Source organism: Acinetobacter sp. YH01021 (assembly GCF_013420255.1).
GTDB lineage: Bacteria > Pseudomonadota > Gammaproteobacteria > Pseudomonadales > Moraxellaceae > Acinetobacter.
Genome location: NZ_VOYO01000037.1, coordinates 1 through 15,366, shown reverse-complemented (window position 1 = coordinate 15,366; position 15,366 = coordinate 1). Strand labels below are relative to the sequence as shown.

Below are 15,366 nucleotides of genomic sequence, written 5' to 3'. Positions count from 1 at the left end.
TTGAATTTGCTGCCAGATATCATCGGTGAGAAGAGTACGTGCCATTGAAAAAATATAGAAATCAAAATAACTCAAAGGAGGATTTTAAGTATTTAAAACCAATTTTTCAAATGAGGACACGCCCTAGAAAAAATCCAGTTCAGTAAAATAAAAAAAGAGGCTTTCGCCTCTTTTTCATCTATCGGAATTAATCTTTATTCATGATGAAAAAATATTCACGATAGTATTTCAATTCCGCAATCGAATCACGAATGTCATCCATCGCCAGATGCGAGGCATTTTTCTTGAGACCGCTCATGATTTCCGGGCGCCAGCGTTTGGCCAGTTCTTTCACTGAAGATACATCCAGATTACGGTAATGGAAATACTGCTCCAGTTCAGGCATCAGGCGGTGCAAGAAACGGCGATCCTGACAGATCGAGTTACCACACATCGGTGAAGATTTTGGATTGACCCATTTTTTCAGGAATTCAATAGTTTGCTGTTCGGCATCCTGAGCGGTCAGTTTACTGCGACGTACACGTTCAATCAGACCAGACTGGCCATGCTGGCGAGTGTTCCACTCATCCATGGCATTTAACAGACGTGCAGGCTGATGTACCGCAAGCACAGGACCTTCTGCCAAAATATTCAAATTGTCATCGGTTACAATTGTTGCAATTTCAATAATTTGATCATTGTCTGTGTCTAGACCTGTCATTTCAAGGTCAATCCAAATCAGGCGGGTATCAGCGGTGCTGCTCATAAATGTGCAATCTTATTGGGTTTAAAAACAACTATAGTAGCAAATTAATTACATCTTGGGTGTCATTCGGGGGCTGCTTCATGCTATTTTTGCCATCTGATTTACCCGGTTTTTTTAGGATATGAATGGCCTTAATACGTAAGCGTCGTCTGACAGAGCAACAACAGCGCCGCATTCAGAAACAACAGAAAACACGTCAAGAAGATCTCGATACCTCCAGTGATCTTGAAGGTTTAGTGGTGCAACATTATGGCCGCCAACTTGAAGTGCAAGCTTTGTCTCGCCCTGACATTCACCCTGAAAAACCTGTGGTCGCCGATGGTGAGCCTGAACCTTTCTGGAAAGAGATTGAACTGGACAGCGTCTGGCGCTGTCATACTCGAACCAATCTGGATTTATTGGTCACGGGTGACCGGGTCAAATGGCAAGCCGATCCGAATACCGGTTTAGGAATTATCACCGCGATTCATCCCCGAAAATCCTTATTGACACGCCCCGACCGCTATCACAAGGTTAAACCGGTAGCGGCCAACATTTCACTGATTGTGATCGTGTTTGCACCATTGCCTGAGCCAGCGCCGGGCCTGATCGACCGTTATCTGGTGGCCTGTGCCGATGCCGATATTCCTGCATTGCTGGTGATGAATAAAGCCGATTTGTTAAAAGAAAACGATCCGATTCTGACTCTGCTGCAAGAATATCAAGATCTCGGTTATGAAGTGATGCAGACCCAATCCGATGGCGACCTGACTGCACTGTCTAATCGTCTGGAAAATGAAACGGTGGCTTTCGTCGGTCAATCTGGTGTGGGTAAAAGCACGCTGATTAATGCGATCGTGCCGGATGCCGCACAGAAAACCAATATTATTTCGGAAAACTCGGCACTTGGTCAGCACACTACGACATCAACGCGCTTGATCGGTTTTGGTGAAGGTGCCGCCCTGATTGACTCTCCAGGAATTCGTGAATTTGGCCTGTGGCATCTGACTTTAGATAAGGTACAAAGCGGCTTTCCTGAAATTGAAAACCTGCTCGGCCATTGTCAGTTCCGTAACTGTACCCATAAGCATGAAAAACAATGTGCTTTGCGTCAGGCTGCTGCCGCAGGTGAAATTTTACCGCGCCGACTGGACAGCTATTTACGTTTAATCGACGAAATCACTGAAGCACAGCAAAAAAATTAATTTTCTTAACCCTTGGCCCTTGAAGCGGTGATTTTGATCACCATATTTATGAGCTATACTCTTGGCAATTTTAAAATTGTAATTAGGTGAATTGTGGAACGTTGGTTCGAGTTTATGGGGAATCACCCCTTCTTATTTGGAACACTCGCGGTATTAGTGGTTTTGTTCTTCATTATCGAAGGTCAACGTAACGGTCGCAAAATTTCTCCGCAATCGCTGGGAATTTTAGTCAAAGCAAAAAATGCCATGCTGATTGATTTACGTGATGCCAAAGACTTCCGTGAAGGTCATATCAGCGGCAGCCGTAATATTCCATATAGCCAGATTACAAAACATGTTGAAGAGCTGAAAGCATCTGATCGCCCTTTGGTGTTCATTTGTAACCTTGGACAGGTGGCTGGTACTGCATTACAGCAGGTTGGTCATGCCGATGCCTACCGTCTTGATGGCGGCGTCAGCAACTGGAAAGCTCAAGGTTTACCTTTGGTGAAAAGCAAATAATCCACGAACAGGAGATTGATCATGGCTGAAGTTACTATTTACTCGACGACAGTGTGTCCTTATTGCGTGCGTGCAAAACAGCTACTGGAACGTAAGGGTGTGGCATATAAAGAGATTAACTTGTCTCAAGAAGCGCCTGAAGTACGTCTTGAATTGATGCAGCGTACCAATCACCGTACCGTGCCACAAATTTTTATTAATGATCAGTTCATCGGTGGTTTTGACCAACTTTATGCTTTAGAGCGTGAAGGCAAACTTGATGAATTGCTGGCTTAACCTTACTAAAATTATCACTTCATATTAAGGATCAAAAAATGAGTGAAGAACAACAAGCTCAAGCACAATTGGCATTAGAGCGTATTTACACCAAAGATATTTCTTTTGAAGTTCCTGGGGCGCAAGTTTTTACCAAGCAATGGCAACCTGAGTTAAACATCAATCTTTCTTCTTCTGCAGAAAAAATTGATGAAACTCATTTTGAAGTAGCTTTGAAAGTCGTAGTTCAAGCAACCAACGAAGGTGATACCGCGTTTATCGTTGATGTGACTCAAGCTGGTATTTTCTTGGTGGATGGCGTTGAAGAAGAGCGTCTTCCATATATCCTGGGTGCATACTGTCCGAACATCCTGTTCCCGTTCCTACGTGAAGCAGTGAATGATATGGTGACTAAAGGCAGCTTCCCACAGTTGCTACTTACACCAATCAACTTCGATGCTGAATTTGAAGCCAATATGCAACGTGCGCAAGCCGCTGCTGTGGATGGTCAAGCTTAATCGCTATCCTTCAAATCTAAAAAAGACCGCTTATGCGGTCTTTTTTATTGGTAACTTCCCTCTCCTCACAGAAGATGAGAAACGCTGTTTCGCAAGGGGGAGAGGTAAATAAAAATCCCCTCATCCCGGCCTTCTCCCAAAGGAAGAAGGTGAAAAGTAGGGTTTTACTCTGCATCCGCCATCAAATCAGCGCTCATCCCAACAGTGTTAAAGCCGGCATCAACATACAGGATTTCACCAGTGATTCCGTTAGCCCATGGCGAGCACAGGAATAATGCGGCATTACCGACATCTTCAATTGTCACATTACGTTTTAATGGTGCAACTTTCTCATTCAGGTCAAGCATTTTACGGAATGATTTAATACCGGAAGCTGCCAAAGTACGGATTGGACCCGCAGAGATCGCATTCACGCGAATACCTTCCTGACCCAAGCTAGACGCCAAATAACGTACGCCAGCTTCTAAAGAGGCTTTGGCCATACCCATCACGTTATAGTTTGGCATTACACGCTCAGAACCTTGGTAGGTTAATGTTAGCAAACAACCTTGACGGACTTGTAGCAAAGGTTTTGCCGCGCGTGCCATTGCGATAAAGCTATAGGCACTGATGTCATGCGCAATATTAAAACCTTCACGATCCGTGATTTCGGTGAAGTCACCATCCAGCGTATGTGCCGGTGCAAAACCGATAGAATGCACTACGCCGTCCAGACCATCCCAGTGTTTGGCCAGTTCAGCAAATGCATAGTCAATTTCAGCATCTACTGCCACATCACAAGGAAAAACCAGTTTCGAACCAAACTGTTCAGCAAAGTCATCTACCCGCTTTTTCAGCTTTTCATTTGGATAAGTAAAAGCCAATTCAGCACCTTCACGATGCAATGCTTGAGCAATACCAAAAGCAATCGATAATTTACTCGCAATGCCCGCGATCAAGAAGCGCTTACCCGCCAAAAGTCCTTGTGCCATGTGAATCTCACCTAAAAAAATGTATATGGCATGATGCCAAGTCTGGAGCATTTTAGAAATTGCATAATGCACCTTTTTTTCTATTTATGATGAACTGGGAATTTAAGACCGAGTTAAGAGCGTTAACTTAAATGGCCAGATGCAGGGCCTGATGAGTATTTTGCCAGAGCTGTTCAGCCAGTTCCTCTTTGTGCATATGCAGGCTCTTTGCCAGTCCTTGCAGCACATAAGGTAAATTTGCAGGTGTATTTCGGGTACGTTGCTCGGTCGAGCTTTGACAACAGAGTGGTGTCATATCCGGACAGTCAGTTTCTACTACCAGATGTTCCGGTCCGACATACTGCACCACTTGATGCAGTTTTTTGGCATTTGGATTGGTGATTTGCCCGGTGATGCCCAGTTTGAATCCCAGTTTGATAAAGGCTTTGGCTTCCTCAACCCCACCACCAAAGGCATGCGCAATGCCGCCCTGTTTAAACTGCTGCTGTTTTAAAATCTGCAAAACCTCCGCATGGGATTTACGGATATGCAGCAAAACCGGCTTATCGAATTGCTGTGCCAGTTCAAGCTGTGCAGCAAAAAAATCTTTTTGTTTCTGGAAAATTTCAGCCTGTTTGTGCTGTTTAAAAAAGGTATCCAGTCCGATTTCACCAATGGCAATACAGTGCTCATTTTTAAGCAGCTGTTCCAGCTCCTGTAAATGATCAGTCTGATGCTGTTCAATATAAAATGGATGCAAGCCCGGTGCTAAATGACTTTGCGGTGCATTTTCCAGGTCATTGATAAAGTCGTGAGTTCCTAACAGATCAGCAAAACGGTTTTGTAAAAAACCAATTAGAACCAGATGCTCGACACCTGCCGCTTTGGCCGCATACGCCAACTGTTCCCGATCAGGATCAAAATCGGGAACATCAAAATGGGTATGCGTATCAAACAGTTTTAAGGTCATTTGGCTTTTGCAGCAGATGCTGGCTGTGCCTCAGAGGCAGCTTTTTCAGTTTTAGGCAGATATTCAGGTTTCAGTACACCTTGTAGCTGCTCATAAGGAATCATTAAACGTGGCAAGCCAACCACATATGGCCCAATTTCATATTCGGCATATTGCAAGACCAGACCTTGTTGAGCCAGATAGAAATTATCGGTGAGTTTGAACTTCCAGGCCTGCTCATATTCCGCCACATCTTTGGCCAGATTGGATTCTACCACCCAGTTTTTAAACGCATCATAAGCACGCGCTTCCAGTTGGGCTTTCTGTTTGGCCGCAATAATGTCATCCAGCTTGACCAGTTTTTTCTGCTCCAGATCAAAATTATAATAAGTCTGTGCAGATGCGCCGTGTGCTCCTCCCAGATAATAACTGCTGTTCAGAACCACGGTCGCCAAAGGATCTCCTGAATTCAAAATCTTGGGCTTAATCATCAGGCTAATACTATGACTGGCACTCAGGGCCTTGAGCTCTTTATCCAGATTCAAGAAAGTTTGCATATAAGGTTGAGTTTGCTGCTCAAGCTGCTGTTTTGGTGTCACCACTGTTGCTAAAGCAGCTTTGGGTTCAGAGGCGGCAACGTCTGCTTCGCTGGCAGCGCTCACTTTTGCCGGTTCAATCGCATCAAGAGACAGGATATTTTTCAACTGTTGCAGAATCTGCTGGTCGATCCATTCATCAATAAAGCTCTGATTACTGTTCAGACGTTCGATCGAAATTTCCGGACAGCTTTTGTCTTCACATTCTGGAATCGCCAGCTTGAGCTTTTCGGTATCGCCGCTGAGTTTAAGTGCTTCAGCTTCGGCTTGTAGCACCTCGGAAGCACTTGATTCTTCCGGCTCATTACTCTTCGGCTGACAGGCACTCAGCAAGATCGCTGATGCCAGGATGGATAGACAAAAGATATTCTTGTATTTTGGCATTCATTCACCTTTTTGGAACCTGTACGCTTGCAGGATCATGAGCTTTAAAACATATGCTGATAGATATCAGCTTTCAAGACCTGTTGTGTTTGTTGTTTTGTTAAATAAATATCCAGTTGTTTGGCATCTTTGCTAATTTCATGGCTGCGAAAATGCAGCCCAATGCCTTCCTGATCAAAGAACCAGTCAGCCTGTCCCCAATACAGTTTTTTCGGCGCTTTCTGCTGAACTTGCTGATCGTTTTCTTTGAGCCATGTATCATAGGCTTGCTGAATAATCTGATCCATTACTAACTGTTGCTTAGGATCGACAATATCCAGTGGGGTTAGCATTTTCTGCTGGCGACGATCAGCCACAAAAAAATAATAGCGCTCATGCACGCTGACATTTTCCTGTTTGGTATCGACCCCAATCTGCATCAATACATATTGATTGCGTTGGTAAGGAATACGGGTATATAGCGATAACTCATAAGCCTTGTTCAGATTGAGCTGCGCCTGCCACGCATCCGATTTTTTTACATAGGCATTGATCGCCTGCTGTAAATTCATGTCCTGTTTCAAGCCGATTTGATCCTGAATCACTTTGGCCTGCTGCTTTTCAATCCATTGGTTCATCCATGGATCAACTGTATGCAAGGTCTGAATATCCAGATTGATACAGTTTTTATTTTCACAAAATGGCAAGGCAATCTTGGCCGGCTGCTCTTGAATATTCAGATAAGGCAAAACATCTGCGGTCTGCTGAGCTGCGGTCATTTTCTCATTTTGCGGAGTATTAACAGGCTCTTTTTCGCTTTGATCACAGCCACTCAGGACAAGACTTAAACCAATCACAGAACCGAGGACGACTTCCTTGCTGAGCTTCATTCTCTTTGCTATATCTATCGAGTTATTAATTGCTTAAATGTAGCATAAAATAAAACAGCTTCCGGAGAAGCTGTTTGATATTTTTAAACTTTAGCTGCGGAACGTTAAAGTTTAGTGTTCACGCGTATTGTGGAACACGATGTCCGGATAACGTTCTTGCATCAGCTGCAAATTCACGCGGCTTGGTGCGAGATATGTCAAATGACCACCACCATCGACAGACAACTGGTCATGAGCTTTTTTCTTGAATTCGTTGAATTTCTTCTCATCATCGCAAGACACCCAACGTACTGTGTTGATGCTGACCGGTTCGTAAACACAATCAACTTTGTATTCTTCTTTCAGACGGTAAGCCACCACTTCAAATTGTAGCACACCTACAGCACCAACGATCAGATCGTTGTTATTCTGCGGCATGAATACCTGGGTTGCCCCTTCTTCTGAAAGCTCTTTCAGACCTTTTTGCAGCTGCTTGGATTTTAATGGATCCTTCAAGCGGACACGACGGAACATTTCAGGCGCAAAGTGTGGAATACCGGTGAACTGAAGTTTCTCACCCGAGGTAAATGTATCGCCAATCTGGATGGTGCCATGGTTATGCAGACCAATAATATCACCCGGCCAAGCTTCTTCCAGATGCTGACGATCACCGGCCAGGAAAGTTAAGGCATCGCTGATGCGCACATCTTTATCCAGACGCACATGCTTCATCTTCAAGCCTTTTTCATACTTGCCTGAACAGATCCGCATGAAAGCAATACGGTCACGGTGCTTCGGATCCATATTGGCCTGAATCTTGAAGACGAAACCGGTAAAGCCTTCTTCATCCGCTTCCACAACACGATCTTGGGTCGGATGGGCTTTAGGAGATGGCGCATATTGACTGAAAGCATCCAGAACATGGTCGACACCAAAATTACCCAAGGCTGTACCGAACAACACAGGCGTTTGACGACCCGCCAGAAATTCTTCGCGGTCTAAAGGCTCATTGGCCATTTGTACCAGTTCAAGCGATTCTTCAAATGCCGCCCAAGCCAGTTCACCCACTTTCTCACGAAGATCAGGATAGTCATAACCATCTCGCACTTCGATCTCGGTAATGACTGAACCGAAACCGGCTTTATACACGTAGAATTTTTCTTCGATTAAATTGAATACACCGGCAAAATCACGGCCAGTACCGAGCGGCCAGGTGATCGGAACACATTTAATTTTCAGAACGTTTTCGATTTCATCCAGAAGCTCAAGCGGTTCACGGATTTCACGGTCCATTTTGTTGACGAATGAGATGATCGGGGTATCGCGCATACGACACACTTCCATCAATTTAATGGTTCGGTCTTCGACACCTTTTGCACCATCAATCACCATCAGCGCCGAGTCTACCGCGGTTAGGGTACGGTAGGTATCTTCCGAGAAGTCTTCATGTCCCGGGGTGTCCAGAAGATTGATCATCTTGTCTTTAAAAGGAAATTGCATCACCGAGGTGGTAATCGAGATACCACGCTCTTTTTCCATTTCCATCCAGTCAGATGTTGCGGCCCGGTCAGATTTACGGCTTTTTACCATCCCGGCCACCTGAATAGCCTGACCCCATAACAGCAATTTTTCTGTCATGGTGGTTTTACCGGCATCGGGGTGGGAAATAATAGCGAACGTACGTCGCTGGGCGACTTGTGCCGCCAGTTCTTGCTTAAAGCTCATGAAATACACCTACTGCTCAATGCACAGCATTCGAGATCAAATTCGATCAATATGAAAAAAATTGGCGATATTGTAGCAGAGTTTCAGGGTGGAGTTCCGTGAGCCATGTTGTCTATCTATCCTGACGCTCAATGAATTAGAGCGCTATTCATGGAATTGTAAGTTTTCTAGTCGTTGTTCATCTCCCGGCAAGCCCAGCAAAAAGCCTTGTAACTGTTCACAACCGAGCCGGGTTAAAATTTCTGCTTGCGCTTCTGTTTCAACACCTTCGGCGGTCACCACCAAGCCCAGTTTTATGGCCAGCTGAATAATGCTTTCCAGAATCATTTCTTCTTTGGAGCCGACTGCCAGATTTTTGATAAATTCCCGGTCAATTTTTAACTCATCTACGGCGAAATTCTTTAAATAGAGAAAACTGGAATGCCCTGTACCAAAATCATCAATGGCTAGACGGATGCCCATTTGTCTTAAGCGCTTAAAGCTGCGCATACTCACATCAATATGATGCATGGCAGTCGATTCAGTAATCTCGATCATTAAATGCTGAGGACTGATTTTATATTGTGCAAATAACTTTTCTAAAGTACTAAACAGATGCTTATGTTCAAATTGTACCGCAGACAAATTGACCGCGATAGGGAAAAATTCAGTATGTGTCCGTTGCCATTTTTGAATCTGCTGACAAGCCAGTTCCAATGCCCCATAGCCCATTTGAATAATCAATCCAGTTTTTTCAGCCGCATTGATAAACAGATTCGGGCCGAGCAAACCAAACTGGGGATGGTTCCAGCGAATTAATGCCTCTACCCCACACAAGCTACGATCCTTGGTCCGAAACTTGGGCTGATAAAACAGCACAAACTGCTGCTCTTCCACGGCTTTATATAGGTCATTAATCAGGGTGCTTTGGCTTTTGCTTTCATCCTGGTCGGTAGAATAATTAAAGACTGAATAGGTATTGCGTCCCTGATACTTGGAACTCAGCATCGCGGCATCAGCATTGACCAGCAGATCCTGTAAATTTTTGCCGTGCTCCGGATACATGGCAATACCAATACTGCCCGAGATATGAATACTCTTGCCTTCAATCAGGAAACTTTCCTGAATCAGTTCAAGAATCTGTTCTGACATTTTTGCAGCTTTGGCGACTGAAGTTATTTTCCAGTACCAGCAGAAATTCATCCCCACCGATTCTGAGCAGCTTGGAATGATGGCCTAATAACAGATGAATCCGCGTGGTCAATTGAATCAGCAACTGATCGCCGACCAGATGGCCAAACACATCATTGACTGCCTTAAAACGATCCAGATCGATATATAAAAAAGCAATTTCATGCTGCTGTTCGGACTGACCTGAAAACAGCAGATTTGCATATTCAGCCAGATACAAACGGTTAGGTAATTTGGTCAGATTGTCCTGAATGGTCTGATTTTCAATTTGTTGATTGGCCCATGCAAGCTGACGGTTGCGTAATCCCACACGCAGTTCGGATACGACGATACACATCAGCGTCACCAGCAGCAATCCACTCATCAGTATCATGGCCAGAAATAGCTGATCATGTGCCTGAACTAATTCCGGTGACTGTTGCACATGGGCAGCAGTAAAATTGAATGACATCATGCTAATAGAGTGCATGCCAAAGATGCCGAGTGCGATCACACCTGCTACGAGAACTGCCCGGAAAAATGACCAGGTACTTCTGGTACTTAACCAGAGGGTAAACATAGCGGCAATACATATCACCAGAACAGATAGAAGCAGCGCCCCCCAATCCAGCTCGTATTTATTCAGCACAAAACCTGCTGTCAGCCCGATAAAATGGATCAACCAGATGAGTAGGCCCAATAGTATGGCGGTTAGCATTAAACTGAAGATTTTAAAGTTTGGCTGTGAAGCGCCTGAAGCAATTTTTTTAATCCGTGCGATGAGAGAGCAAGCGACCAATGCAGAAAGAACGGACCCGATGAGCAGACCAATATCATGCTGAATATCAATCATATAAAATATTCCCCAGCGGTGATCATTTTTATTATGCTCTGCACTGATATTTCCATTTTCACCCGGTCAAATTTGAGCTCAGTAAAATCTCAAGACTGACCATCTATGCAAGCCAATTGGTCTGCAACAACATCAGTCTTAACTAAAATTTAGAATTTATATTTCTTTCTTTTGAAGTTGAGAATTGCCTCAAAAATAAGACTCAACAGAAAAATAAAATACAACTTATATATTAGAAGTGTTTCAAATTTAAGCAAATATTTAACTTCATTTTTTTAGCTCATTTATTCGATCACCATCACAATTTTTTTCTTTTTATTTAGACAGATGGTACTTCATAGCAAAATTTTATTTGTTCTTTCGTGCAGATTTGCAAAATAAAAAAATAGCCTGTCGAAACAGGCTATTTTTATCAACGACCAATGAGGCTAAAACTTAGGGTTTTGCTTGTAATTTAGCATAGTCCAGTAACACATTTGCCGCTTCAATCACAAACGCTTCTTCTTCAGGCAGAGCCGGACGTTCTTTGGCCTTCATCTTGGCACGTGTTTCAATCAAGGCATCCAGTGAAGCCTGATAACTTTCCCAGTTTGGATAAGGTTTCAGACCTGTTGCAGCACGACGAGTGTTTTCTGCGTCCAGCGTTTTTTGCTCCATGGCAATCAACTCAGCTTTACGCTGTTGCAAGTCCAGTACCTGACGTTTCTCTTCTTCAGCTTTCTTCATCACGGCTTTACGCTGTTCTAAATACTTGAACTGAGAATCCAGTGTGACCCGTTGCTGAGAAAGTTTAGCCAATTCAGGAACGTATTTCTGTACTGCACCTTCGCGTTTAAATGGTGCCGTTGGAATAGTATCCCACTGCAGGGCATTTTTGGCCTTACGCTCACCAAACTCCTCGTTATAAATATCGACCAGTTTAATGTCCGGAACGACCCCTTTATTCTGGGTACTGCCACCGGTCACACGGTAGAATTTACGCTGCGTCAATGTCGCCTGACCATGCGCCAAACTATCCAGTTGCACCTGTGCTGTACCTTTACCGGTGGTGGTACTACCAATCACAATCCCGCGTTCATAATCCTGAATCGCAGCAGAGTAAATTTCACTGGCCGATGCAGAGGCAAGATTCACCATCACTGCCAGTGGACCTGCATAGGTTTGTGCGCCGCCATCATCATCCTCAAAGACGCTGACATTGCCATTGCCATCACGGATCTGTACCACTGGACCAGACTTGATTACCTGCCCCAACATACGTGCCACTTCTTCCAGTGAACCACCTGGGTTATTCCGCAAATCGACAATAATCCCGGCAACATTCTTCGCCGCGAGTTCTTTCAAGGCTTTGTTGGTATCTTCAGATACCGAGCGATAATCCGTACCGGCACGGCGTGCACGATAGTTCAGATAGAACGACGGAATTTCGATCACACCATATTGATATTTTTTACCGTCACGTTGAATGTCGACTACACGTGTACGTACCCCAGCATCTTCTTCCTGAATCACGTCACGGGTAATAGTCACATTACGTGCCTGCCCCATGGCAGCACCCGCACCGAGTAAGCGTAAAGTGACTTTCGTGCCACGTTTACCACGAATCAGACCGACAATTTCATTACTTGGCCAGCCAATGACATCAACCATCTGCTCGCCGTCTTGCGCCACACCAATGATACGATCACCTGATTTCACCTGACCAGATTTGCTGGCCGGACCACCTTCAACGATGGTTTCAATCTTGGTGTAATCTTCATTGCCACGTTCTGGACGAATCGATACGCCGACGCCTTCCAGCTGTAAAGTGGTCTGACGATTCAGTTCCATCGCATCCACAGGCGGGAAGTAATTACTGTGCGGATCATAAGTCAGCATCATCGCGTTCAGTGTCTTGTCGAGCACATCATCACTTTTGACGCGGCTAAGACGTTCCAGCTGACGGGTATAACGCTTGGTTAAGGTTTGCGCAGGCGTTAGATCTTCAGGACCCGTGAGGTCTTGTCCATTGGCCAATTCCGGATTGGCTTTCAGAGCTTTCTGCTTGGCCAATTCCTCTTCTTTACTGATGGTCAGATTGATCAGCTGAGACACCAGCATTTTTGACCAGTGCGCGCGCTGTTCAGCTTCAGTTTTAAAGAAAGGTGCTTTTTCACGATCCGTTTCGATATAAACATTTGGCTGATTCAGATTCTGCGGTTTTTTCAGCTCATTCAACATGTAGGTGTAGAACTGGTGCAATCGCTGTTGATATTGCGCATGCATTTCATAAGGACCAGACAAATTGCCGGCTTTCAGATTGGCACCAAAATTGGCACCATAGCGTTTCTTATAGTTTTCAACTTCTGGAGCCAGAAACAGACTGTGCTCCGGATCAAGACTATCAATATAGAAATCAAAAATACGCTGCGAAGTCTGGGCATCCAGACGCATATTTAAATAGTGCTGACGGTCAACCAGGGTTGCCAGCTGACGTGACACCAGCGCCTGCTCTTGAGATGGCTGAATTGCTTTACTGACCACTTCATTACTATTGGCCGCAATCGCATCATTCACTACATGGGTAAAAAAGAATCCACCTGTCGCAATCGCAACTGCGCAAGCTATAGTTTGAAATTTCATAAATAATTCGTACTTCCTTGGCCTAGAGACCAATGTGACCGTGTTGCTTTTCGACCAGAATTTAACGTATTCAGCATCTTAAACAACTTAATATGTTTATGTCGTGTAGTTTTATCATATTCTGTGCTGACAAAGTGTAGCAAATCATTGCAGAATTCAGGTATTGTTTTCTCCGAAAAACTCTAAAACGGATTCCGCATATGATTGGCGCATTGATGCTCGACATCGCAGGCACAACCCTCACTCAAGAAGATATTGAACTATTAAGTGCGCCGCAAGTCGGTGGAGTGATTTTATTTGGTCGCAATATCGAATCTCCGGCCCAAGTCCGTGCTTTGACCGATCATATGCGTCAGGTGCGTCCTGATATTTTAATTGCGGTCGATCAGGAAGGCGGTCGTGTTCAGCGTTTAAGACAAGGCTTTACCCTACTGCCTGCCATGGGAAAATTTGGCGAACTTTATACGAGCGATCCACAACGTGCCCTAGAACTGGCTGAAAAATGCGGCTGGCTGATGGCGACTGAAGTGCTGGCTGTTGGCATTGATTTCAGCTTTGCACCGGTACTGGACTTGAATGACATCAGTGATGTGATCGGTGATCGTAGCTTTGCCCAAAATATTCAGGACATTATTCCACTCGCCAGTGCATTTCTAAAAGGTATGAAACGTGCCGGTATGGCTTCAACTGGTAAACATTTCCCCGGTCATGGCTCGGTCAAAGCGGATTCGCATGTTGCTGCAGCAATTGATACGCGCTCCTATGCAGAAATCCAGCAAAAAGATATGCAAACATTTATCCAACTGCAACCACAACTGGATGCATTGATGCCGGCTCATGTCATCTATAGCCAGCTTGATCCAAATCCGGCAGGATTCTCGGAATTCTGGATTCAGAAAGTTTTACGTCAGGAGCTGGGCTTTGACGGTGTCCTGTTCTCGGATGATTTAAGCATGCAGGCAGCATGTGTCGCAGGCGGTGCCGATGCCCGAATTCAGGCCGCCCTTAAAGCTGGTTGTGATATGGGGCTGGTCTGCAATGATCGTGCGGCACAATGTATAGCACTGGAAGGAATTGAAAATCTGCCCCTCCCGAACCAGCAACGCCTGGAACGCATGCGCGGCAACATCCCGAACATCCAGATTGGTGATGAACTGGATCTGGGTGAAGAATGGCGCGAGATCCGTAATGAAATACTGGCATTTAAACAGCAATCCAGCTAAAACTTTTTAAATCCAATCAATATGAAAAAGGGACACGACAAGGTGTTCCTTTTTAATTATAGTAATGAAAAGGTTACACTATTATTTAATCAACTTAAAAATAACAATAAGGTCAGAACAAATATGACAGACTCACTTTCGCAACATCGCCATATTTCTTTTACGGCGCACTATACCGGCTATATCTGGTATCAAATGGGAATCTCACATCCAGCCTTTGCTACATCCAAAGGCAAGTTTCTGGCCAAACTGCTTCATCCACTTGAATCCTGGGCAGAACGTCATGTCGGCGGTAGCATGCGGACTACACTTAAGCAGCGCCATCAGATGATTGATGAGCATCTGTGTCAACTAATTGAGCAACACCCACAACTTCAGGTTCTTGAAATTGCCTGCGGACTATCTCCACGCAGCTGGAATTTCAGACAGAAATTTCCCGAGATTAATTATCGTGAACTGGATCTGCCCGATATGGCCGAGATCAAGACGCAGGCTTTACAGCAAATTGATCAGCATGCACCTGAAGTCCTGACTGCCGATATTTTTAGTGAAGAACTGGACTGTATTTTTCAGATGTTTGACCGCAACCAGCCCTTAGTGGTCATTAGTGAAGGACTGATTAATTATTTTGATCAGCAGATGTTACGCATTCTGATGCAGGGTATTACAGAAAATGCGCAGTATTTCCCGGCAGTTCACTATCTCAGCGATATTTACCCCGAACCGGTGAAAAATAAACTAGAGACCTTTGCACAAACCAGCGACCTACTCTCGACACCAATCTCAAACTCAACTAAAAACTGGAATTGGTGTTAAAAGATAGAAAAAGTCACCGAATTGGCATAACACTCTCCTAAATTGCAG

At 44.6% G+C, this 15,366-nt stretch carries 12 protein-coding genes and 2 pseudogenes; 6 read left to right on the top strand and 8 right to left on the bottom strand.

Going from position 1 to position 15,366, the window contains the following annotated elements:
- Positions 1–187: 187 nt before the first annotated feature.
- Entirely contained in the window at positions 188–745 is a 558-nt protein-coding gene (gene orn, locus FTT86_RS14855; protein ID WP_005107901.1) for an oligoribonuclease, read from the bottom strand.
- Positions 746–870: 125 nt separating this feature from the next.
- On the opposite strand from orn, the gene rsgA reads away from it, so the two are divergent.
- The 4 genes from rsgA to secB all read left to right on the top strand — a co-directional run bounded on the left by rsgA (position 871) and on the right by secB (position 3,203).
- Positions 871–1,929 (top strand): ribosome small subunit-dependent GTPase A, encoded by a 1,059-nt coding sequence (rsgA, locus tag FTT86_RS14850; RefSeq protein ID WP_005103207.1) that lies wholly within the window; start codon positions 871–873, stop codon positions 1,927–1,929.
- Positions 1,930–2,022: 93 nt separating this feature from the next.
- Positions 2,023–2,430, top strand: coding sequence for a rhodanese-like domain-containing protein (locus tag FTT86_RS14845; RefSeq protein WP_004278386.1), 408 nt, complete (start codon positions 2,023–2,025; stop codon positions 2,428–2,430).
- A gap of 21 nt (positions 2,431–2,451) precedes the next feature.
- Positions 2,452–2,706, top strand: a complete 255-nt coding sequence (gene grxC, locus FTT86_RS14840) for a glutaredoxin 3 (RefSeq protein ID WP_004278388.1) — start codon at positions 2,452–2,454, stop codon at positions 2,704–2,706.
- 38 nt (positions 2,707–2,744) lie between these two features.
- Positions 2,745–3,203: a protein-export chaperone SecB gene (gene secB, locus FTT86_RS14835; RefSeq protein WP_180181438.1), complete on the top strand. Its 459-nt coding sequence runs from the start codon at positions 2,745–2,747 to the stop codon at positions 3,201–3,203.
- A 164-nt stretch (positions 3,204–3,367) separates the two neighbouring features.
- Here secB and FTT86_RS14830 read toward each other — a convergent pair whose 3' ends face one another.
- From FTT86_RS14830 to FTT86_RS14800, 7 genes and pseudogenes are all read right to left on the bottom strand, one after another.
- Complete coding sequence (locus FTT86_RS14830) at positions 3,368–4,174, bottom strand: enoyl-ACP reductase (RefSeq protein WP_180181437.1); 807 nt, start codon at positions 4,172–4,174, stop codon at positions 3,368–3,370.
- Positions 4,175–4,301: 127 nt separating this feature from the next.
- Positions 4,302–5,123, bottom strand: a complete 822-nt coding sequence (locus FTT86_RS14825; RefSeq protein ID WP_138743099.1) for a TatD family hydrolase — start codon at positions 5,121–5,123, stop codon at positions 4,302–4,304.
- Positions 5,120–6,082 carry an RsiV family protein gene (locus FTT86_RS14820; protein WP_180181436.1) on the bottom strand — a complete coding sequence of 321 codons (963 nt, stop codon included), beginning with the start codon at positions 6,080–6,082 and terminating at the stop codon, positions 5,120–5,122. Before FTT86_RS14820 ends, FTT86_RS14825 begins: the two co-directional genes overlap by 4 nt.
- A 44-nt stretch (positions 6,083–6,126) precedes the next feature.
- Positions 6,127–6,951: a hypothetical protein gene (locus tag FTT86_RS14815; RefSeq protein ID WP_005250706.1), complete on the bottom strand. Its 825-nt coding sequence runs from the start codon at positions 6,949–6,951 to the stop codon at positions 6,127–6,129.
- Between the two features lie 111 nt (positions 6,952–7,062).
- On the bottom strand, positions 7,063–8,655 hold the full coding sequence (locus FTT86_RS14810; RefSeq protein ID WP_004647433.1) for a peptide chain release factor 3: 1,593 nt from the start codon (positions 8,653–8,655) through the stop codon (positions 7,063–7,065).
- A 144-nt stretch (positions 8,656–8,799) separates the two neighbouring features.
- Positions 8,800–10,657: pseudogene (locus tag FTT86_RS14805) on the bottom strand (putative bifunctional diguanylate cyclase/phosphodiesterase).
- A gap of 435 nt (positions 10,658–11,092) precedes the next feature.
- On the bottom strand, positions 11,093–13,279 hold the full coding sequence (locus tag FTT86_RS14800) for a carboxy terminal-processing peptidase (RefSeq protein WP_005245962.1): 2,187 nt from the start codon (positions 13,277–13,279) through the stop codon (positions 11,093–11,095).
- Between the two features lie 200 nt (positions 13,280–13,479).
- Between FTT86_RS14800 and nagZ the strand changes: the two genes are divergently transcribed.
- Together nagZ and FTT86_RS14790 are read left to right on the top strand one after the other, a co-directional pair.
- The gene (gene nagZ, locus FTT86_RS14795; protein WP_180087104.1) at positions 13,480–14,502 is read left to right on the top strand and encodes a beta-N-acetylhexosaminidase; all 1,023 of its coding nucleotides are present in this window, start codon (positions 13,480–13,482) and stop codon (positions 14,500–14,502) included.
- 123 nt (positions 14,503–14,625) lie between these two features.
- Positions 14,626–15,294: pseudogene (locus FTT86_RS14790) on the top strand (class I SAM-dependent methyltransferase); the annotation flags it as partial.
- Positions 15,295–15,366: the final 72 nt, after the last annotated feature.

Coding starts and splice junctions, on each gene's coding strand:
- secB (WP_180181438.1), top strand. CDS start 2,745: ATGAGTGAAGAACAACAAGCTCAAGCACAATTGGCATTAGAGCGTATT.
- FTT86_RS14810 (WP_004647433.1), bottom strand. CDS start 8,655: ATGAGCTTTAAGCAAGAACTGGCGGCACAAGTCGCCCAGCGACGTACG.
- FTT86_RS14830 (WP_180181437.1), bottom strand. CDS start 4,174: ATGGCACAAGGACTTTTGGCGGGTAAGCGCTTCTTGATCGCGGGCATT.
- orn (WP_005107901.1), bottom strand. CDS start 745: ATGAGCAGCACCGCTGATACCCGCCTGATTTGGATTGACCTTGAAATG.
- FTT86_RS14815 (WP_005250706.1), bottom strand. CDS start 6,951: ATGAAGCTCAGCAAGGAAGTCGTCCTCGGTTCTGTGATTGGTTTAAGT.
- FTT86_RS14820 (WP_180181436.1), bottom strand. CDS start 6,082: ATGCCAAAATACAAGAATATCTTTTGTCTATCCATCCTGGCATCAGCG.
- grxC (WP_004278388.1), top strand. CDS start 2,452: ATGGCTGAAGTTACTATTTACTCGACGACAGTGTGTCCTTATTGCGTG.
- FTT86_RS14825 (WP_138743099.1), bottom strand. CDS start 5,123: ATGACCTTAAAACTGTTTGATACGCATACCCATTTTGATGTTCCCGAT.
- FTT86_RS14800 (WP_005245962.1), bottom strand. CDS start 13,279: ATGAAATTTCAAACTATAGCTTGCGCAGTTGCGATTGCGACAGGTGGA.
- rsgA (WP_005103207.1), top strand. CDS start 871: ATGGCCTTAATACGTAAGCGTCGTCTGACAGAGCAACAACAGCGCCGC.
- nagZ (WP_180087104.1), top strand. CDS start 13,480: ATGATTGGCGCATTGATGCTCGACATCGCAGGCACAACCCTCACTCAA.